We start from the raw sequence: 17,417 nt of genomic DNA, 5'->3' as shown, positions 1-17,417 counted from the left end.
GCGCAAGGGGGGGCGGTAAACGACAGCGAGGGGGCCGGGCCCCCTCGCGTTCATTGTCGCCGGATACGGTTCAGACGCGAATCAGGCGGCCTGTTTCGCGTCGAGACGGATCTTGACGTAGGAGCCGGGGGCCTCCTCCAGCACCTTCAGCTTGCCCTTGGCGGGGTCGCGTACGTCGACTTGCTCCGAGTCGTGCGCGGTCACCCAGGACTGCCAGTCGGTCCACCACGAGCCCTGCTGGTGCTCGGCGCCCTCGAACCACTTGTCGGCGGTGTCGGCGAGCTTCGCGGCCGGGTTCAGCCAGTAGCCGTACTTGTTGGCGACGGGCGGATTGACGATGCCGGCGATGTGGCCCGAGCCGCCCAGCACGAAGCGCACGGGGCCGCCGAAGTTGGTGGCGCCGGTGTAGGTGCTCTTCCACGGGGCGATGTGGTCTTCCAGCGTCGAGATGAAGTAGCAGGGAACTTTGATCTTGCCGAGATCGATCTGGACGCCGTCGACCTCGATGCCGCCCGGCTGAACGAGGAGGTTTTCCATGTACAGCGCGCGCAGGTAGAAACTGTGCATCTTCGCCGGCATGCGCGTCGAGTCCGAGTTCCAGTACAGCAGGTCGAACGGGAAGGGATCCTTGCCCATCAGGTAGTTATTGACGACGAAGGACCAGATCAGGTCGTTGGCGCGCATCATGTTGAAGGTGCCCGCCATCTCCGCGCCTTCGAGGTAGCCGCGCTCGAACATCTTCTTCTCGAGGCTCGAGATCTGCTGCTCGTCGATGAACACGCCCAGTTCGCCCGGCTCGGAGAAGTCGGTCATGGTCGTGAAGAAGGTTGCCGCGGCGATGCGCTTCTGCTTCTTGCCCGCGAGGTAGGCGAGCGTGGTCGCCAGCAGCGTGCCGCCCAGGCAGTAGCCGCAGGCGTTCACTTCCTTCTCGCCGGTCTGCTTCTCGATCGCGTCGAGGGCCGCGATGATGCCTTCGAGCACGTAGGACTCGAAGGTCTTTTCGGCGAGGCGCTCATCCGGGTTCACCCACGAGATCACGAACACCGTGTGGCCCTGGTCCACGCACCACTTTACGTACGAGTTCTTCTCGCGCAGGTCGAGGATGTAGAACTTGTTGATCCACGGCGGCACGATCAGCAGCGGCCGCTTGTACGCCTTCTGCGTCGTCGGCGTGTACTGGATCAGCTGCATCATGTCGGTCTGGAACACGACCTTGCCCGGCGTCGTGCCGACGTTCTTGCCCAGCTCGAAGGCGCTGGTGTCGGTCATGCGCACGCGCAGCTGGCCGCCGCCGTCTTCCATGTCGCGCAGCAGGTTGTTCAGACCCTTGATCAGGTTCTGGCCGTTGTTCTTGACCGTCTCGCGGAACACTTCCGGGTTGGTCAGCGCGAAGTTCGACGGCGACAGCGCGTCGATGTACTGGCGCGTGTAGAAATTGACCTTCTTCTGCGTCTGCTCGTCGAGGCCCTCGACGCAGCACACGGTGTCATGCACGTGGCGCGCGGCGATCAGGTAGGACTGCTTGATGAAGTCGAACAGGAAGTGCTCTTCCCACTGCTCGTCCTTGAAGCGCTTGTCGCTCTTTTCCGGTTCCGCGATCGGCGCGCCGTGCATGCCTATCACGCGCAGCATCGAGTGCTGCCACAGCGAGAAGTAGTCCCAGACCAGGTTCATCTGCGACTGCGCCAGCTTGTATGGGTTGGCCAGCAGCTTGGCCATCATGTCCATGAAGGCCTGAGCGATGCCCAGCTCGTCGCTCGGGGTGCTGACGCCCCGTTTGAGCTGGCGCTGGACGTGTTCGCTGATGAGGTGCGAGGCGCGCTGGGCGACCTCGGCATAGGTTTTCGCGACTTCCTTCGGGTCGGGCAGGTCGGCGAACACTGTCTCGGGGGTTGGTGCGGCCATTTCTTGTCTTGCTCCTGTCTTCATGCTGATTTTTCGAATCGGATGATGCCTGTCCGGTCGCCCACCTTGCGGACCTCGCCGCGCGCGACGAGGTAGTTGAGGTGCGCAATCGCCTCTCCCATGGCGAACATGACCTGATGGGTATCCAGCTCTCGGGGGAACAGCGTCGATAGCAGTTCCCCAGCGCTGTGGGGGGTCTTGATTTCGTCCAATAGTGCATCGCAGCGTTCACGGTGGTGCACATTGAGTTGTTCGATGCGCGCACGGATACCGCGGAACGGATGCCCGTGTGATGGTAGCACGAGCGTATCGTCGGGCAAGTCCTTGAACCGATTTAATGATTCGAGAAACCAGCCGAGCAGGTCGTCGTCCGGCGTGAGGGCGTAAACGCTGACATTTGTCGAGATGCGCGGTAGCAGCATATCGCCCGAAATGAGCACTCCGAGCGCCTCGCAATACAGGCTCGCGTGTTCGGGGGAATGGCCATAGCCGACGATCACGCGCCAGTCGTGCGCACCGATGCGCAGCACGTCGCCGTCGAAGATGCGCTGGTAGGATGTCGGCAGCGCCGGGACGCCGTGGCGGTACGAGTTGCCGCGGTCGCGCAGCGCCCCCTGGCGCGCGGGGTCGAGGCCGTGGGCGGCGAAGTGCGCGACCATCTCGTCGACGGCGTTGCCCGCGATCTGATTCCAGATCGTGTGGCCGTTGAGGAATTCGCCCTGCGTCATCTGCACCGGCGCGCCGTCGCGCTCGGCGAGCCAACTCGCAAGGCCGAGGTGGTCGGGGTGGCTGTGGGTGACGACGATGCGCGACAGCGGGCGCCGGTCGCGGTCGAGTATGGCGTTCCAGTTGTCGCGTACCGGGTCGATGCCGAAGCCGGTGTCGACGACGGCGAGCGCGTCGCCGTCGTCCAGCGTCCACAGGTTGATGTGGTTGAGCACGAAGGGCAGCGGCATGCGCACCCAGCCCACGCCGGGTGCGACCTGCTTCACTTCGCCCGCGCCGGGAGTGTCGTCGAAGGGGTACTGCAGTTCTGCTTTTGCCGTCATTGCACTGTCTCCGTTGGAGGGAAAGCAATCGAGCATTGCCCTAACCCTCGAATTCTGATTAACTTTTTCGCCCTGTCCGGGCAGGTGGGCACGCGATGCGCCCGCTCCGGACCGGTTTTACTTCGATCGGTCGGCCAATGGCAAGCGAACAAACCTACACCATCACGGAACTCGCACGGGAATTCGACGTGACCCCGCGGGCGATCCGCTTCTACGAAGACCAGGGGCTGCTGAAGCCTTCGCGTGTCGGTCGCACCCGCGTTTACTCGAAAGCCGACCGTACCCGCCTCAAGCTGACGCTGCGCGGCAAACGCCTGGGCCTGTCGCTCGCCGAGATCAAGGAGCTGATCGAGATGCACGGCGGCGTGCGCAACGCGGCGCCGCAGCTGCTGCGCTTTCTCGTCGTGCTTGCCGACCGACGTGCCGCGCTCGAACAGCAGCGCGAGGACATCGAGGCCGTGCTGGGCGAGATCGATTCGCTGGAGCGGCAGTGCTCGGAACTGCTCGGTCACGACACGTCCCGTGCCGCCGAGGAACGCGCGGAAGTCGTTCGCCGCATGCGCGCCGGGGCTTGATTTTTTTGTTGGTTAGTTTACGTTGACGTAAACGTAACAACAGCGGGAACGGCAGGGCGGGCGTGAGCGGTGCACGGCACGGATGCCCCCGGCTGGCCGGTCGCGGCCGCGGGGATGTTGCGATGCGCGGGAGCGCGCCCGGACTGTGGCAGGATTGCGGGTTGAGCGCGTCCGCTTGCGGCGGCGTTGGCGCACGCCTGGCGCGGGACCATGGTTCCGCGCTGCACCGATAACCTGCGGAAGCCGGTGACGGATTCCGCCTGTGACTGTTCCTGGGAGTGACGATGGCAGCGAAGCTTCGCATATTGAGTGCTGACGACACGGTCGAACTGGATCACGTACGCCAGTTCTTCCGCAATTACGCGGCGTGGCTGGGAGTAGATCTGTGCTTCCAGGGCTTCGGCGACGAAATGGCCACGCTGCCTGGTGCCTATGCGGCGCCCGAGGGGCGCCTGTACTATGCCGAGAGGGACGGTCAGCCGGCCGGCTGCGTGGGCCTGCGTCCGACCACCGGCGGCATGTGCGAGATGAAGCGCCTGTACGTCGACCCCGCACACCGCGGCCTGGGCATCGGCCGTGATCTGGTGCTCGCGGCGATCCGCAGCGCCAAGGATCTCGGCTACCGCCGCATCCTGCTCGACACCATGCCGGCGATGCGCATCGCGCTGAAGCTTTACCGCGAGATGGGCTTCACCGAAGCCCCGGCCTACTACCCGACGCCCGTCGAAGGCGCGATCCTGCTCTCGCTCGATCTCGAGAACTGGTCCGAGGAAGAGATCGCCAACGAGAACCTGTTCCACCTGTTCGACTACAACCGCGCCTGGTCGCAGCAGATGCGCCAGGTGGATGCGGACTTCTTCGAGAAGCTGTCCAAGCTGCAGTCGCCCGAGTACCTGTGGATCGGCTGCTCGGACTCGCGCGTGCCGGCGAACCAGATCATCGGCCTGCTGCCAGGCGAGGTCTTCGTGCATCGCAACGTCGCGAACGTCGTCGTGCATACCGACCTCAACTGCCTGTCGGTGATCCAGTTCGCCGTCGACGTGCTGAAGGTCAAGCACATCATGGTCGTCGGCCACTACGGCTGTGGCGGCGTGAAATCGGCCCTGATGCGCGAACGCATCGGCTTGGTCGACCTGTGGCTGCGCCACGTGCAGGACGTGCATGTGAAGCACCAGAAGTCCGTCGACGCGCTTGCGCCCGAGCTCGCCCACGACCGCCTGTGCGAGCTGAACGCGCTGGAGCAGGTCGTGAATGTATGCCAGACGGTGGTGGTGCAGGACGCATGGCGTCGCGGCCAGCCGCTGACGGTGCATGCATGGATCTATGGATTGAAGGACGGACTGGTGCGCGACCTGGGACTCAACGTACGCCGTCCGGAAGACCTGATGCCGCGCTATGTTGCGGCGCTCGAATCACTGGCCTGAGAGCCGGACAACCAAAGACGTTTTACAGGAGAGAAGCATGAGTGATCCCGTCGTTATCGTTTCCGCCGCCCGCACCCCGATGGGCGGTTTCCAGGGCGAACTGTCCGGCCTGACCGGCCCGCAGCTGGGCGCCGTTGCCATCAAGGCCGCCGTCGAGCGCGGCGGGATCTCTCCCGAACAGGTGCAGGAAGTGCTGATGGGCTGCGTGCTGCCGGCCGGTGTCGGCCAGGCGCCGGCCCGTCAGGCCTCGCTCGGCGCGGGCCTGCCGCTCTCCGCCGGCTGCACGACGGTGAGCAAGGTGTGCGGTTCCGGCATGAAGTCGGTGATGCTCGCGCACGACCTGCTCGTCGCCGGCACCAACGACGTGATGGTCGCGGGCGGCATGGAGTCGATGTCGAACGCTCCCTACATGCTGCCGAAGGCGCGCGGCGGCTACCGCCTCGGCCACGGCCAGCTCGTCGACCACATGTTCTACGACGGCCTCGAGGACAGCTACAAGAAGGAGACCAAGGGCCGCCTGATGGGCACCTTCGCCGAGGACTGCGCGAGCCACTTCAGCTTCACGCGCGCCGCCCAGGACGAGTTCGCGATCGCCTCGACGACGCGCGCGCAGGCCGCGATCAAGGACGGCAGCTTCGCGTGGGAAGTCGCGCCGGTGACGGTGTCGGGGCGCAAGGGCGAGGTCGTCATCGACAAGGACGAGCAGCCGCCGAAGGCGCAGATCGACAAGATCGCCGGCCTGAAGCCCGCCTTCAGCAAGGACGGTACCGTGACCGCGGCGAACTCGAGCTCGATCTCGGACGGTGCCGCGGCACTTGTGATGATGCGCCGCTCGACCGCCGACAAGCTGGGCCTGAAGCCGCTCGCGACCATCGTCGGCCACGCGACGCACGCGCAGGAACCGGCGTGGTTCACGACCGCCCCGGTCGGCGCGATGCAGAAGGTGCTGGCCAAGGCCGGCTGGACCAAGGACCAGGTCGACCTGTGGGAGATCAACGAAGCCTTCGCAGTTGTCACGATGGCGGCGATGAAGGAACTCGATCTGCCGCACGACAAGGTGAACGTGCATGGCGGCGCCTGCGCGCTGGGCCATCCGATCGGCGCTTCGGGCGCGCGCATTCTCGTCACGCTGCTCGGCGCGCTGAAGAAGTACGGCAAGAAGCGCGGTGTCGCCAGCCTGTGCATCGGCGGCGGCGAAGCGACGGCGGTTGCGGTGGAGCTCGCCTAAATGATCCTCACGCAAGAACAGGAAATGATCCGCGACTCCCTGCGCGCGTTCGCGCAGGAGCGCCTTGCCCCCTTCGCCGCCGAATGGGACCGCAACCATACCTTCCCGCGCGAGGCGTTGAAGGAACTGGCCGAGCTCGGCGCGCTGGGCATGGTCGTGCCGGAGCAGTGGGGCGGCGCAGGCATGGATTACGTGAGCCTCGTGCTCGCGCTGGAAGAGATCGCCGCCGGCGACGGCGCGACCTCGACCATCGTCAGCGTGCAGAACTCGCTCGCCTGCGGCATCCCGAACCGCTACGGTTCGGATGCGCAGAAGGAACAGTGGCTGAAGCCGCTGGCGCGCGGCGAAAAATTGGGTTGCTTCTGCCTGACCGAACCGCACGTGGGTTCGGACGCCGCGGCGCTGAAGACCACGGCGGTGAAGGACGGCGATGCCTGGGTCATCAACGGCGTGAAGCAGTTCATCACGACCGGCCGCGAGGCCGACGTCGCGATCGTGTTCGCGGTCACCGACAAGACGGCCGGCAAGAAGGGCATCTCGTGCTTCCTCGTGCCGACCGACACCCCGGGCTACATCGTCGCGCGCATCGAGGAGAAGATGGGCCAGAAGGCCTCCGACACCGCGCAGATCCTGCTCGAGAACTGCCGCGTGTCGGCCGACGCGCTGCTCGGCGCCGAAGGCGAGGGCTACAAGATCGCGCTGTCGAACCTCGAAGCGGGCCGCATCGGTATTGCCGCGCAGTGCCTCGGCATGGCGCGTGCGGCGCTGGAAGCGGCGGTGAAATACGCGCACGAGCGCGAGACCTTCGGCAAGCCGATCTTCGAGCACCAGGCGGTGAACTTCCGCCTCGCCGACATGGCGACGCAACTGGAAGCCGCGCGCCAGCTCGTGTGGCACGCCGCGACGCTGAAGGATGCCGGCCGGCCGTGCCTGAAGGAAGCCTCGATGGCGAAGCTCTTCGCCTCCGAGATGGCCGAGAAGGTGTGCTCGGACGCGATCCAGGTTCACGGCGGCTACGGCTACGTCAGCGACTTCCCGGTCGAGCGCATCTACCGCGACGTGCGGGTGTGCCAGATCTACGAAGGCGCGAGCGACATCCAGCGCCTCGTGATCGGCCGTTCGCTGGCGAGCTGACGAAGCAGTTTCCCGATCCTGCGGGGGCAGGCGCCGGGGGTGTTCTCCCTGCAGCCCTCCTCTAGATGCTCCCGGTGTCCCGTGGGATCCTTTTATTCGCAATCCGACCGGGGCCGACAAGAGCCCCGGCGGTGACGGCGTCGCGTGCAGGCGGTGCCCGTCGACCAGAACATGGCAGGAGACGATAGAACATGTACGAAACTCTCGAAATCGTCGTCGCACAGGGCGTTGCGACGATCTGGATGAACCGTCCCGACGTGCATAACGCGTTCAACGCGCAGCTGATCGCGGACATCACTGCGGCCTGCCGCCAGCTCGACGCCGACGACGCCGTGCGTGTGGTCGTGCTCGCCGGCCGTGGCAAGAGCTTCTCCGCGGGTGCCGACCTCAACTGGATGAAGGCCGCGGGCGAGGCGAGCGTCGAGGCGAACCTCGCCGATGCGCGCAAGCTCGCCGGCATGCTGCGCACGCTCTCCGAGATGCGCAAGCCGACGATCGCGCGCGTGCAGGGCGCGGCGCTGGGTGGCGGCATGGGGCTCGCGTCTGCGTGCGATATCTGTGTCGCGTCCGACAAGGCGGTGTTCGCGACCTCCGAAGTCAAGTTCGGCATCATCCCGTCCGCGATCAGCCCCTACGTGATCCGCGCGATCGGCGAGCGCCAGTCCTACCGCTATTTCCAGTCGGCCGAGCGCATCTCGGCTCAGCGCGCCGGCGAGATCGGCCTCGCACACGAGGTCGTCGCGGCCGAGGAACTGGACGCCAAGGTGGGTGAAATCGTGACGGCCCTGCTGCAGGGCGGTCCGAAATCGCAGGGGGCGGCGAAGGACCTGATTCGTGCGGTCGCGAACCGTCCCGTTTCGGACGAGGTGGTCGAGGACACCGCGCAGCGCATCGCCGGCCTGCGCGCGACGCCCGAGGCGAAGGAGGGGCTCGACGCCTTCCTGTCGAAGCGCCCGGCGGCGTGGGTGTCGGCGCAATAAGCTCGGGACGGGAGAAGATCATGAAACTGCCGCAAAATGTGCGCATCGTTGACGTCGGTCCGCGCGACGGGCTGCAGAACGAGAAGCAGATCGTGTCGACCGAAACCAAGGTCGAGCTCATCGCGCGTCTCGCCGACGCCGGCCTGACCGCGATCGAGGCGACCTCTTTCGTGTCGCCGAAATGGGTGCCGCAGATGGGCGACAACGCCGAGGTGATGGCGCGCATCGCCCGCCGCCCGGGCGTCGCCTACCCGGTGCTGACGCCGAACCTCAAAGGTTTCGAAGCGGCGCTCGCGGCCGGCGCAGCGGAAGTCGCGGTGTTCGGTGCGGCGTCCGAGTCCTTCAGCCAGAAGAACATCAACTGCTCGATCGCCGAATCGCTGGAGCGCTTCCGGCCGGTGACGGAAGCGGCGCATGCCGCGGGCGTGAAGGTGCGCGGCTACGTCTCCTGCGTTGCGGGCTGCCCCTACGAGGGGCCGGTCGCGCCGCAGAAGGTCGCCGAAGTCGCCGCGACGCTGATGGATATGGGCTGCTATGAAGTGTCGTTGGGCGACACGATCGGCAGCGGCAATCCCGCGAACATCTCGCGCATGCTCGAAGCAGTGATCAAGCGCGTGCCGGTCGAGCGCCTCGCCGGCCACTATCACGACACCTACGGCATGGCCGCGGCGAACATCTACGCCTCGCTGCAGATGGGGGTGTCGGTGTACGACGCCTCCGTCGGCGGCCTGGGCGGCTGTCCGTATGCGGCCGGCGCGTCGGGCAACGTCGCGACCGAGGACGTCGTGTGGCTGCTGAATGGACTGGGCATAGACACCGGCATCGATGTCGAGCGCCTGGTCGACATTGCCGCGTGGATCAGCGCGGTACTTGGCCGCGAACCGGCCTCGCGCGTCGCCCGCGCCGTGCTCGCGAAGCGGGCGAAGGCGGCGTGTGCCGGCTGATTTCGTGCCGCAACAATGAACTCGATCGGGCTGCGACGGACCAAACACCACAACAAGCCGCACCCGCTACCTACAACACCCCGACCCCGACATGAGCATTGCATCTCCCTGCATCAACATCTGTCGCATGAGTGCGACGACCGGCCTGTGCGAAGGCTGCTTGCGCAGCCTCGACGAGATCGCGCGCTGGAGCCGCCACGACGACGCCGAAAAGCGGCGCATCCTTGAACTCGTCGCGCAGCGCCGCGCGGCCTTGGGCGTTGCGGCCGCGCCGACGCTCGCATCCACGGAGGGCGCATGAGCGAGACCTTGTGCGTCGGCGTGTGCATGATCGACTGGGACTCCGGCGTGTGTCTCGGCTGCGGGCGCACGCCCGAGGAAATCGACGGCGTGCCGGTGCCGCCCGCGGCCGACCCGCCGCCGACCACGGTGCCGCTACCCGACAACGTCGCCGCGCAGGTCGGCGAAGGCTCGGAATGAGCGTCGCGGCCTCCTTGCCCGAGACGATCCGCGTGCTCGAACGCGGCTGGCTGTCGGCCAACAACGTCGTGCTGTTCGATGGCGGGCGGGCGACCGTGGTGGATAGCGGCTACGTCAGTCACGGCGAGCAGACCGTCGCCCTGCTGCGCGAGGTGCTGGCGGGGCGGCGCTTTGCCGAGCTCGTCAACACGCATTCGCATTCCGACCACATCGGCGGCAACGCCCTGCTGCAGCGCACCTTCGGCTGTTCCATCAGCGTGCCGGCCGGCATGCTGCCGGCGGTCGCCACGTGGGACGAGGACGCGCTGCTGCTGACCACCGCGGCGCAGTCGGGCGAACGCTTCCATGCCGACCGCGCGCTGCACCCCGGCGACACGCTGGAGATGGGCGAGCTCGTGTGGCAGGCGATCGCTGCTCCCGGCCACGACATGGATGCGCTGGTGTTCCACAACCGGGATCGGCGCATCCTGATCTCGGGCGACGCGTTGTGGCGCGACGGCTTCGGCATCCTGTTCGCCGAGGTGCTGGGCCTGGGCGACGGTATCGGCGCCGCGCGCCGCACGCTGGAGGCGATCGCGCGCCTGCCCGTCGACGTCGTGATTCCCGGCCACGGCGCGCCCTTCGTCGAGTTCGACGACGCGCTCGCGCGTGCCTTCGCCCGCTTGCGCGCGTTCGAGGAGGACGGCTCGCGCATGGCACGCAACGCGATCCGCGCCTGCATGACCTTCTCGCTGCTCGACGAGCGCAGCATGGCGATCGACGCACTGCCGGCGCATCTCGCCAGCGTGCCGTTGTACCGCGAGGCCAACGCGCGTTTCCTCGGCCTGACGCCCGAGGCGCTGGCGGACTGGCTGGTCGGCGAACTCACGCGGGCCGGGGTCGCCCGCCGCGAAGGCGAGCTGCTGGTCGCCGCCTGATCCGACTTTAGTCATAGTTGTCAGCGTCCCGCGCTGGCCGTGGAGCCTCGCTTTGGCGATAATCGGCGCTCCAGGCGGAGTTTCGGGTCATGCAGATCGTTCTGATTAGTGGCTTGTCGGGTTCGGGGAAGAGCGTCGCGCTCAAGGTGCTCGAAGACGCGGGCTATTACGCCGTCGACAACCTGCCGGCGAGCCTGCTCGCGAAGCTCGCGGCCGAGCTGCGGCGGCTCGGCTACGAACGCGTCGCGGTCGCTGTCGATGTGCGCTCCGGCGTGAACATCGAGGCCCTGCCGCAGAAGGTCGAGCATCTGCGCAAGACGGTCGGCGACCTGCGCGTGATCTTCCTCGAGGCGCGCGACGACACGCTGATCGCGCGCTTCTCCGAGACGCGCCGGCGTCATCCGCTGGCGAGCGACGAGGTCTCGCTCGAAGAGGCGATCCAGAAGGAGCGCGACGCGCTCGAATCGATCGCCGCGCTCGGCCACCGCATCGACACCAGCGATCTGCAGGCCAACACGCTGCGCGCGTGGATCAAGGACTTCATGCAGATCGAGGCGACGGCCGGGCTCACGCTGATGTTCCAGTCATTCGGCTTCAAGTACGGCATTCCGCTCGACGCCGATCTCGTGTTCGACGTGCGCTGCCTGCCCAATCCGCACTACGACCCGCTGCTGCGCCCCTTCACCGGCAAGGACCAGCCCGTGATCGACTTCCTCGAGAACCTGCCCGAGGTCGACCAGATGTACGAGGACATCCGCCGCTTCATAGCGACCTGGCTGCCGAGCTATGCGCGCGACAACCGCAGCTACCTCACCGTCGCGATCGGCTGCACCGGCGGCCAGCACCGCTCGGTGTATCTCGCCGAGAAGCTGGGGCAGCATTTCGCCGCATCGGTCCGCGTACTGGTCCGCCACCGTTCGGCCGCACGCCGCCAGGTGGACCACGGGGCGCGGCCGGCGGACCAGTGAAAGCGCGCCTGGCCGAATGGATCGTCCTGCTGCGGCCGGGCGACTGGCTGGTGCTCGCCGGCGCGCTTGCTCTGTGCGTGCTGTCGGCGCTGGCGCTGTGGCGCGGCGGGGCGCCGGACAAGGCGGTCGTGCGCGCCGGCGGCAAGGTGTTCGCCGAAGTGGGGCTCGCGCGCGCGCAGGTCGTCGAAGTGCCCGGCCCGCTGGGCGTCACGCGTATCGAGGTCGAGCCCGGCCGCGCGCGCGTCGCATCCGACCCCGGTCCGCGCCAGTACTGCGTGCGCCAGGGCTGGCTCACGCGCTCGGGCGCGGTGGCGATCTGCGCCCCCAACCAGGTGTCCCTGAGCCTCGCTGGCGGTGCCGCGGACTATGACTCCCTCAACTATTGAGATCGTGCCGACCCCGGACGACCAGCGCATCGCGCGGCTGGCCGCTGCCGCGATCGTGCTGACCGTCGCCGAGGCCGCTATCCCCCTGCCGCTGCCCGGCGTGAAACCGGGGCTGGCGAACATCGTCACGCTGATCGTGCTCGCGCGCTGGGGCTGGCGCGACGCCGTGTGGGTCGCGCTGCTGCGCGTGTTCGCCGGCAGCCTGCTGCTCGGCCAGCTCTTCGCGCCCGGCTTCTTCCTCAGCCTCGCCGGCTCGCTCGCCAGCCTCGCCACGCTCGGTCTCGCGATGCACCTGCCGCGACGCTGGTTCGGCCCCGTGAGCCTCAGCGTGTTTGCCGCCTTCGCGCACATCGGGGGCCAGCTCGTGCTCGCGCGGCTGTGGCTCGTGCCGCATGACGGCGTGTTCTATCTCGTGCCGGTGTTCGCCCTCGCCGCGACGGTGTTCGGCCTGGTCAACGGGCTGGTGGCCGCGAAGCTGATGCAGGGCCGGGTTTCGGGGTAAATTTGATTGCAGCATAAAAATAATAATATGCTGATACTTATCGAGAGAGGAGAGATGACGTGAGCGAACAAGCGATCAGCCGTTTTCCGGTCCCCGAACTGAAGGACCTGCCCGTCGACATCCGCGAGAAGATCCTCGCGGTGCAGGAGAAGGCGGGCTTCGTGCCCAACGTGTTTCTCACGCTCGCCCACCGTCCGGACGAGTTCCGCGCCTTCTTCGCCTACCACGACGCGCTGATGGAGAAGAACGAGGGGCTGACCAAGGCCGAGCGCGAGATGATCGTCGTTGCGACCTCGGGCGCGAACGAGTGCCTCTACTGCGTCGTCGCGCACGGCGCGATCCTGCGCATCCGCGCGAAGAACCCGCGCGTCGCCGACCAGGTCGCGACCAACTACCGCAAGGCCGAGATCACGCCGCGCCAGCGCGCGATGCTGGATTTCGCGATGAAGGTCGCCCTCGCGGCCGCGACCGTCGACGAGGCCGACTTCGCCGTCCTGCGCGAACACGGCTTCAGCGAGGCGGACATCTGGGACATCGGCGCGATCGCCGCCTTCTTCGCGATGAGCAACCGCCTCGCGAACCTCTCCAGCATGCGGCCGAACGACGAGTTCTACCTGATGGGGCGCCTGCCCAAGGTCTGAGCTTGCCCGGGCACGATCCTCGTCAGCGCCGCTCCGGCATGACGAGGATGCGGCCGGCGCGGCGGCGTCCGCCGATCCCGCCGGTCATCCCCTCGCCGCCATGCGCGTGGCAGATCGCGCACGCGAGCGCGTCCGCGGCATCCGGGCTGGGGCTGCTGTCGAGCGCGAGCAGGCGCTGGACCATGTGCTGCACCTGCTCCTTGTTCGCCTTGCCGTAGCCGACCACCGCCTGCTTCACCTGCAAGGCCGTGTACTCATGCACCGGCAGGTCGCACGCCACGGCGCCGCAGATCACCGCGCCGCGCGCCTGCCCGAGCAGCAGCGTGGATTGCGGGTTCACGTTCACGAACACCTTCTCGACCGCGGCCTGATCCGGCGTGTAGGTCGCGACGACCTCGCGCACGCCGTCGAGCAGCGTCTTGAGTCGTCCCGGAAGCTCCCCGTCGCGCGTCCTGATGCAGCCGCTCGCGACGTAGCGCAACTGGCTGCCGAGCTTGTCGATGACGCCGAAGCCCGTGATGCGCAGCCCGGGATCCAGGCCCAGGATGCGGGTCGCGACGATGCGCGATGCGGATGTGACCTTCATTCGTGCATTCTAAAGGAAGGCCGCCTATCCTCACCGCACCCGCTGTTACACGTCGTGCCTTGCATGACGGCCGGATTGATGCCGGATAATGCCGGTACGATACTCGCCCCCCTTCGCCTCCCTCGCCGTGAGTCGGCTCGCGGCAGGAACCAACAGGAGATTGACGATGATCAGACCGTCCCTGCTCGGCATCGCCGTCTCGGCGGCATTCAGCGCGAGCGCGACTGCGGCCGATTTCAGCCGCACGTATTTCTTCGGCGACAGCCTGAGCGATGCCGGCAGCTTTGCGGCCTTCGTGCCGCCCGGCACCGGCCGCTTCACGACCAACCCGGGCCCGGTGTGGAGCGAGGATCTCGCCGCGGCGCTCGGGACGGAGGCTACCCCGGCCGTCGCCGGCGGCACCAACTACGCGATGGGCGGCGCGCGCGTGACGTCCCTGCCGGGATATCCCGACGCCGATCCGACCCGCTTCGCCACGCCGATCCAGAGCCAGATCGCCGCCTACCTCGCGTCCACCGGCGGCCGGGCCGACCCGGGCGCGCTGTACTCGGTGTGGGGCGGCGCCAACGACCTGTTCCAGGCGCTCGAGACCTCCACCAACCCGCTCGGCGACATCGTCACGGCCGCGTCCGATCAGGTCGCCGCGATCGGCGCGCTGAAGGCCGCGGGCGCGCGCTACATCCTCGTGTCGACGCTCCCCGACGTCGGCGCAACCCCTTTCGGCGCCTCCGTCGGCCCCGTCAATGCCGCGGGCATCACGGCGCTGTCGAGCGCCTATAACCAGGTGCTGTACGGCGGCCTGGCCGCCGCCCGGATCCAGGTCATCCCGCTCGACACCTTCGCCTTGCTGCGCGAAGTCGGGGCCGATCCGGCCCGCTACGGCTTCGCCAACGTGACGGTGCCAGCCTGCGGTGCAACGCCTTCATTGCTGTGCACCGCCGCCGACTTCGTCGTCCCCGGTGCCGAGCAGAGCTTCCTGTTCGCCGACGGCGTGCATCCGACGACCGCCGGCCATCGCTTGATCGCCGACTACGCGCTGGGCGTGCTGCGCGCGCCGGGTGCGGTATCGCTGCTGGCCGAGTCGCCGCTGTACACCCGCGAAGCCCTCTTCTCCACCGTGCAGGACCAGCTCGCGCTGGGCGCCTGGGCGCGCGGGCAGAGCGGGCGCAACCTGTGGGCCAGCCTGGGCGGCGGACGCCTCAAGTACTCGTCGAGCGGCACAATGCCCGGCGCCAGCGGCAACCCGTACGACCTTGCGGTGGGCGTCGACGCCTGGCTCACGCCCTCGCTCAGCGTCGGCGCGGCGGTCGGCCTGGCGATGCTGGATGCGGACTTCTCCGCCGACGCCGGCGACTACGAACAACGCGAACAGACCGTCGCGCTGTATGCCGGCTATCGCAGCGGCCCCTTGCATGCGACGGCCGTCGGCGCCTTCGGCAGCATCGACTACGACACCCGGCGCGACGTCACCCTCGGCGCGGCGCAGCGCACGATGAAGGGCTCGACGACGGGCACCAACCTCTCGTTGGGCGTGCTCGCCGGTTTCGACTTCGGTGCGGGCGCGCTGCGCCACGGTCCGACGCTCGGCGTGCATCTGCAGCAGGTCGAGGTCGACGGCTTCAGCGAGAAGGGGCAGTCCTCGACCACGATGTCCTTCCGCAGCCAGGACCGCAATGCCCTGCTCGGCAGCATCGGCTACCGGGCGAGCTGGGATCTCGGCCGCTACCTGCCGTACGCGCGCGTCGCCCTCAACCACGACTTCGAGGACGACGACCGCAGGGTGCGCGCGAACCTCGCCAGCCTGCCGGCCAACGGCTTCGCGCTGCCGGCCTTCGCCCCCGAGCGCACCTGGGGCTCGGCCGTCGTCGGTGTCGGCGCGAAGTTCTCGCCGACGCTGAGCGGCAACCTCGCACTGTCGACCCGCATCGCGCAGGACGACGTGCGCGCGTATGCGCTGCAGGCGGGGCTCAGTCTCGGCTTCTGAGGTTCTGCGGGCGGTGGGTAGCGCTCACATGCCCGTCGCCGCGAACCACGCGCCGGCCGGATTCGTCACGAAGATGATCGGCGCGATGCACGGTTCCGGCAGACCGACATTGGCTTCGATGTAGGAGTCGCCGGTCGGCGTGGCCGGGAAGGGCGCGGTCATCACGTTGACCGTCGACGGATTGCCGGCCACATCCGTGCTCATGCAGCTGACGATGGCGCGGAAGGTGGCGGCCGGATTGAGGCCTGTTTCGGTCAGCACGAGACCGGTGACGCGGATCTCCAGCTTGCCGTCGAACTTCAGCTCCCCTTCCGCCGTGCTGATCGACCATGGCCTGCCCCCGCCGCTGACCCCACGGATCGGATTGGTGCTGCCCGTATAGGGCGCCGCCACTCCCACCATCGAATCGAACTCGAGGATCTTGTCCTGCGGCCCGCGGGCCATCGCGGCCGTGCTCATGAACCCGGCTGCCGCCAGTGCGCAGATGCCCGTCAGTGCGAGTCGTTTCATTTTCGTCTCCTTGTAGGGGTCATTCCGACCGGCGCCATCCGTCTGCCGGTAGTGAGTCAACGCGACGCGGAGGCGCAATATTCCGCAGTCCGGAGCATTGGCCGAAAGTACCGTCGATTTGACCAAACCCATGATCGCGCTATGGCTAATGCGCTAGACTTCTGTCATGGGCGGCACGTCCGTCCCGTCCCGCTTCCGGATTGAAGCCACGGGAGGCTGGAAGCGGGGAAGGCTATGCACCGGACTAGGCAAAACAAGGGGAAATGCATGAAGAACGGATCGAAATTCGCCCTCGGGGCCGCGCTGATCGCGGGCGCGGGCCTTCTCGGAACGGCCGACGTGTTCGCGGACGTACAGTCGGCCCGCGTGGTGGCTGCCGAGGAAGCGCGGATGAAAAGCGACTTCGCGAGCAAGCTCGAAAGCACCAGGGAACTCAACAAGGCCCTCAAGCGCGTCGGCGAGCAGCGCAAGGTGGACAATTCGCGCGTCGTGCAGGGCAACGAAGCGAAGATCAAGCAGGCCGAAGCCGCTGCGGCCGACGGCAAGCTCCTCGATGCGCGCCTGCTGCTCGAAGACGCCTACCTCGGCGCCAAACTGTCCATCGCCGAACTGGTGAAGCCTGCGGCTGCGGCGGCCAAGCCTGCCGCGCCCGCGGCGGCCGCGGACCCGCGCGAGCTCAAGGAGTACACGGCGCGCAAGGAGTCCACCAAGGCCCTGCGCGACGCGCTGGCGCGCATCGCCGAGGAAAAGAGCGACGACAAGGGGCGGAGCGAGGTGAAGGTGGTCGACAAACTGATGGCGGACGCCGATGCCGAGGTCGCCGACAACGCGCGTCGCGGCCGTGCGATCCTCGATCACGCCTACCTGCGCACCAAGGTCCAGATCGAGCGCCTGCGCGGTGGCGAGACGCTCGTGCGCACGCTGCAGTTCGACAGCAAGGGCGACGAATACCGGTACGAGCAGGATCGCAACGAGACCTACCGCATGCTGATCCCGATGCTGGTGCCGAACGGCAGCGCCCGCGAGGCACAGCTCAAGGGAACGCTCGACCGCGCCGCCAAGCTGCGCGTCGATGCCGACGCCCAGGCAAAACGCAACGAACTCGACGGTGCGCTGAAGACGATCGACGAATCGACGGCCGAGTACCAGAAGGCGATCCGCAACGCCGGCGTGTTGCTGCCCGGCTGACGCACAGCGGGGGCGG

At 67.4% G+C, this 17,417-nt stretch carries 19 protein-coding genes; 15 read left to right on the top strand and 4 right to left on the bottom strand.

What is annotated here, in order from left to right; genetic code table 11:
- Positions 1 to 81: 81 nt before the first annotated feature.
- Entirely contained in the window at positions 82 to 1,905 is a 1,824-nt protein-coding gene (locus GPA27_RS25155; protein WP_169143173.1) for a PHA/PHB synthase family protein, read from the bottom strand.
- A 20-nt stretch (positions 1,906 to 1,925) separates the two neighbouring features.
- Positions 1,926 to 2,954 carry an MBL fold metallo-hydrolase gene (locus GPA27_RS25150; RefSeq protein ID WP_211165230.1) on the bottom strand — a complete coding sequence of 343 codons (1,029 nt, stop codon included), beginning with the start codon at positions 2,952 to 2,954 and terminating at the stop codon, positions 1,926 to 1,928.
- A 137-nt stretch (positions 2,955 to 3,091) separates the two neighbouring features.
- Between GPA27_RS25150 and GPA27_RS25145 the strand changes: the two genes are divergently transcribed.
- The 13 genes from GPA27_RS25145 to GPA27_RS25085 all read left to right on the top strand — a co-directional run bounded on the left by GPA27_RS25145 (position 3,092) and on the right by GPA27_RS25085 (position 13,133).
- Positions 3,092 to 3,529 carry a MerR family transcriptional regulator gene (locus GPA27_RS25145; RefSeq protein ID WP_169143172.1) on the top strand — a complete coding sequence of 146 codons (438 nt, stop codon included), beginning with the start codon at positions 3,092 to 3,094 and terminating at the stop codon, positions 3,527 to 3,529.
- Positions 3,530 to 3,813: 284 nt separating this feature from the next.
- Entirely contained in the window at positions 3,814 to 4,953 is a 1,140-nt protein-coding gene (gene can, locus GPA27_RS25140) for a carbonate dehydratase (RefSeq protein WP_169143171.1), read from the top strand.
- Between the two features lie 37 nt (positions 4,954 to 4,990).
- Entirely contained in the window at positions 4,991 to 6,181 is a 1,191-nt protein-coding gene (locus GPA27_RS25135) for an acetyl-CoA C-acetyltransferase (protein WP_169143170.1), read from the top strand.
- The gene (locus GPA27_RS25130; protein ID WP_169143169.1) at positions 6,182 to 7,315 is read left to right on the top strand and encodes an acyl-CoA dehydrogenase; all 1,134 of its coding nucleotides are present in this window, start codon (positions 6,182 to 6,184) and stop codon (positions 7,313 to 7,315) included.
- A 191-nt stretch (positions 7,316 to 7,506) separates the two neighbouring features.
- Positions 7,507 to 8,295 carry an enoyl-CoA hydratase/isomerase family protein gene (locus GPA27_RS25125; protein WP_169143168.1) on the top strand — a complete coding sequence of 263 codons (789 nt, stop codon included), beginning with the start codon at positions 7,507 to 7,509 and terminating at the stop codon, positions 8,293 to 8,295.
- 20 nt (positions 8,296 to 8,315) lie between these two features.
- A complete protein-coding gene (locus tag GPA27_RS25120) occupies positions 8,316 to 9,239 on the top strand; it encodes a hydroxymethylglutaryl-CoA lyase (RefSeq protein WP_169143167.1) in 924 nt (307 codons plus the stop codon).
- Positions 9,240 to 9,330: 91 nt separating this feature from the next.
- Positions 9,331 to 9,540, top strand: coding sequence for a DUF1289 domain-containing protein (locus GPA27_RS25115; RefSeq protein ID WP_169143166.1), 210 nt, complete (start codon positions 9,331 to 9,333; stop codon positions 9,538 to 9,540).
- Positions 9,537 to 9,719 (top strand): DUF1289 domain-containing protein, encoded by a 183-nt coding sequence (locus GPA27_RS25110; RefSeq protein ID WP_169143165.1) that lies wholly within the window; start codon positions 9,537 to 9,539, stop codon positions 9,717 to 9,719. The genes GPA27_RS25115 and GPA27_RS25110 overlap by 4 nt, the downstream gene beginning before the upstream one ends.
- Positions 9,716 to 10,636, top strand: coding sequence for an MBL fold metallo-hydrolase (locus GPA27_RS25105; RefSeq protein WP_169143164.1), 921 nt, complete (start codon positions 9,716 to 9,718; stop codon positions 10,634 to 10,636). The genes GPA27_RS25110 and GPA27_RS25105 overlap by 4 nt, the downstream gene beginning before the upstream one ends.
- An 89-nt stretch (positions 10,637 to 10,725) precedes the next feature.
- Positions 10,726 to 11,604, top strand: a complete 879-nt coding sequence (gene rapZ / locus GPA27_RS25100; protein ID WP_169143163.1) for an RNase adapter RapZ — start codon at positions 10,726 to 10,728, stop codon at positions 11,602 to 11,604.
- Complete coding sequence (locus GPA27_RS25095) at positions 11,601 to 11,990, top strand: NusG domain II-containing protein (protein ID WP_169143162.1); 390 nt, start codon at positions 11,601 to 11,603, stop codon at positions 11,988 to 11,990. Before rapZ ends, GPA27_RS25095 begins: the two co-directional genes overlap by 4 nt.
- Positions 11,971 to 12,492 carry a Gx transporter family protein gene (locus GPA27_RS25090; RefSeq protein ID WP_211165229.1) on the top strand — a complete coding sequence of 174 codons (522 nt, stop codon included), beginning with the start codon at positions 11,971 to 11,973 and terminating at the stop codon, positions 12,490 to 12,492. The genes GPA27_RS25095 and GPA27_RS25090 overlap by 20 nt, the downstream gene beginning before the upstream one ends.
- Positions 12,493 to 12,551: 59 nt before the next feature.
- Entirely contained in the window at positions 12,552 to 13,133 is a 582-nt protein-coding gene (locus GPA27_RS25085; protein ID WP_169143161.1) for a peroxidase-related enzyme, read from the top strand.
- Positions 13,134 to 13,155: 22 nt separating this feature from the next.
- Here the strand turns inward: GPA27_RS25085 and ruvC are convergent, their stop codons facing one another.
- Positions 13,156 to 13,719: a crossover junction endodeoxyribonuclease RuvC gene (ruvC, locus tag GPA27_RS25080; RefSeq protein ID WP_169143160.1), complete on the bottom strand. Its 564-nt coding sequence runs from the start codon at positions 13,717 to 13,719 to the stop codon at positions 13,156 to 13,158.
- Positions 13,720 to 13,885: 166 nt separating this feature from the next.
- Between ruvC and GPA27_RS25075 the strand changes: the two genes are divergently transcribed.
- Positions 13,886 to 15,703, top strand: coding sequence for an autotransporter domain-containing protein (locus GPA27_RS25075; protein WP_169143159.1), 1,818 nt, complete (start codon positions 13,886 to 13,888; stop codon positions 15,701 to 15,703).
- Between the two features lie 24 nt (positions 15,704 to 15,727).
- On the opposite strand, the gene GPA27_RS25070 is transcribed toward GPA27_RS25075, so the two are convergent.
- The gene (locus GPA27_RS25070; protein WP_169143158.1) at positions 15,728 to 16,213 is read right to left on the bottom strand and encodes a hypothetical protein; all 486 of its coding nucleotides are present in this window, start codon (positions 16,211 to 16,213) and stop codon (positions 15,728 to 15,730) included.
- Between the two features lie 267 nt (positions 16,214 to 16,480).
- Here GPA27_RS25070 and GPA27_RS25065 point away from each other — a divergent pair, with 267 nt between their 5' ends.
- Positions 16,481 to 17,401 carry a hypothetical protein gene (locus tag GPA27_RS25065; RefSeq protein WP_169143157.1) on the top strand — a complete coding sequence of 307 codons (921 nt, stop codon included), beginning with the start codon at positions 16,481 to 16,483 and terminating at the stop codon, positions 17,399 to 17,401.
- Positions 17,402 to 17,417 lie beyond the last annotated feature (16 nt).

This window comes from Aromatoleum toluolicum (assembly GCF_012911005.2).
Lineage (GTDB): Bacteria > Pseudomonadota > Gammaproteobacteria > Burkholderiales > Rhodocyclaceae > Aromatoleum > Aromatoleum toluolicum.
Note: the sequence above shows the minus strand (reverse complement) of the source record. Positions and strands in the feature narration are given on the sequence as shown.

Excerpts from the sequence above, each read along its gene's own strand:
- GPA27_RS25155 (WP_169143173.1), bottom strand. The coding sequence starts at position 1,905 with ATGGCCGCACCAACCCCCGAGACAGTGTTCGCCGACCTGCCCGACCCG.
- GPA27_RS25150 (WP_211165230.1), bottom strand. The coding sequence starts at position 2,954 with ATGACGGCAAAAGCAGAACTGCAGTACCCCTTCGACGACACTCCCGGC.
- GPA27_RS25145 (WP_169143172.1), top strand. The coding sequence starts at position 3,092 with ATGGCAAGCGAACAAACCTACACCATCACGGAACTCGCACGGGAATTC.
- can (WP_169143171.1), top strand. The coding sequence starts at position 3,814 with ATGGCAGCGAAGCTTCGCATATTGAGTGCTGACGACACGGTCGAACTG.
- GPA27_RS25135 (WP_169143170.1), top strand. The coding sequence starts at position 4,991 with ATGAGTGATCCCGTCGTTATCGTTTCCGCCGCCCGCACCCCGATGGGC.
- GPA27_RS25130 (WP_169143169.1), top strand. The coding sequence starts at position 6,182 with ATGATCCTCACGCAAGAACAGGAAATGATCCGCGACTCCCTGCGCGCG.
- GPA27_RS25125 (WP_169143168.1), top strand. The coding sequence starts at position 7,507 with ATGTACGAAACTCTCGAAATCGTCGTCGCACAGGGCGTTGCGACGATC.
- GPA27_RS25120 (WP_169143167.1), top strand. The coding sequence starts at position 8,316 with ATGAAACTGCCGCAAAATGTGCGCATCGTTGACGTCGGTCCGCGCGAC.
- GPA27_RS25115 (WP_169143166.1), top strand. The coding sequence starts at position 9,331 with ATGAGCATTGCATCTCCCTGCATCAACATCTGTCGCATGAGTGCGACG.
- GPA27_RS25110 (WP_169143165.1), top strand. The coding sequence starts at position 9,537 with ATGAGCGAGACCTTGTGCGTCGGCGTGTGCATGATCGACTGGGACTCC.
- GPA27_RS25105 (WP_169143164.1), top strand. The coding sequence starts at position 9,716 with ATGAGCGTCGCGGCCTCCTTGCCCGAGACGATCCGCGTGCTCGAACGC.
- rapZ (WP_169143163.1), top strand. The coding sequence starts at position 10,726 with ATGCAGATCGTTCTGATTAGTGGCTTGTCGGGTTCGGGGAAGAGCGTC.
- GPA27_RS25090 (WP_211165229.1), top strand. The coding sequence starts at position 11,971 with ATGACTCCCTCAACTATTGAGATCGTGCCGACCCCGGACGACCAGCGC.
- ruvC (WP_169143160.1), bottom strand. The coding sequence starts at position 13,719 with ATGAAGGTCACATCCGCATCGCGCATCGTCGCGACCCGCATCCTGGGC.
- GPA27_RS25075 (WP_169143159.1), top strand. The coding sequence starts at position 13,886 with ATGATCAGACCGTCCCTGCTCGGCATCGCCGTCTCGGCGGCATTCAGC.
- GPA27_RS25070 (WP_169143158.1), bottom strand. The coding sequence starts at position 16,213 with ATGAAACGACTCGCACTGACGGGCATCTGCGCACTGGCGGCAGCCGGG.
- GPA27_RS25065 (WP_169143157.1), top strand. The coding sequence starts at position 16,481 with ATGAAGAACGGATCGAAATTCGCCCTCGGGGCCGCGCTGATCGCGGGC.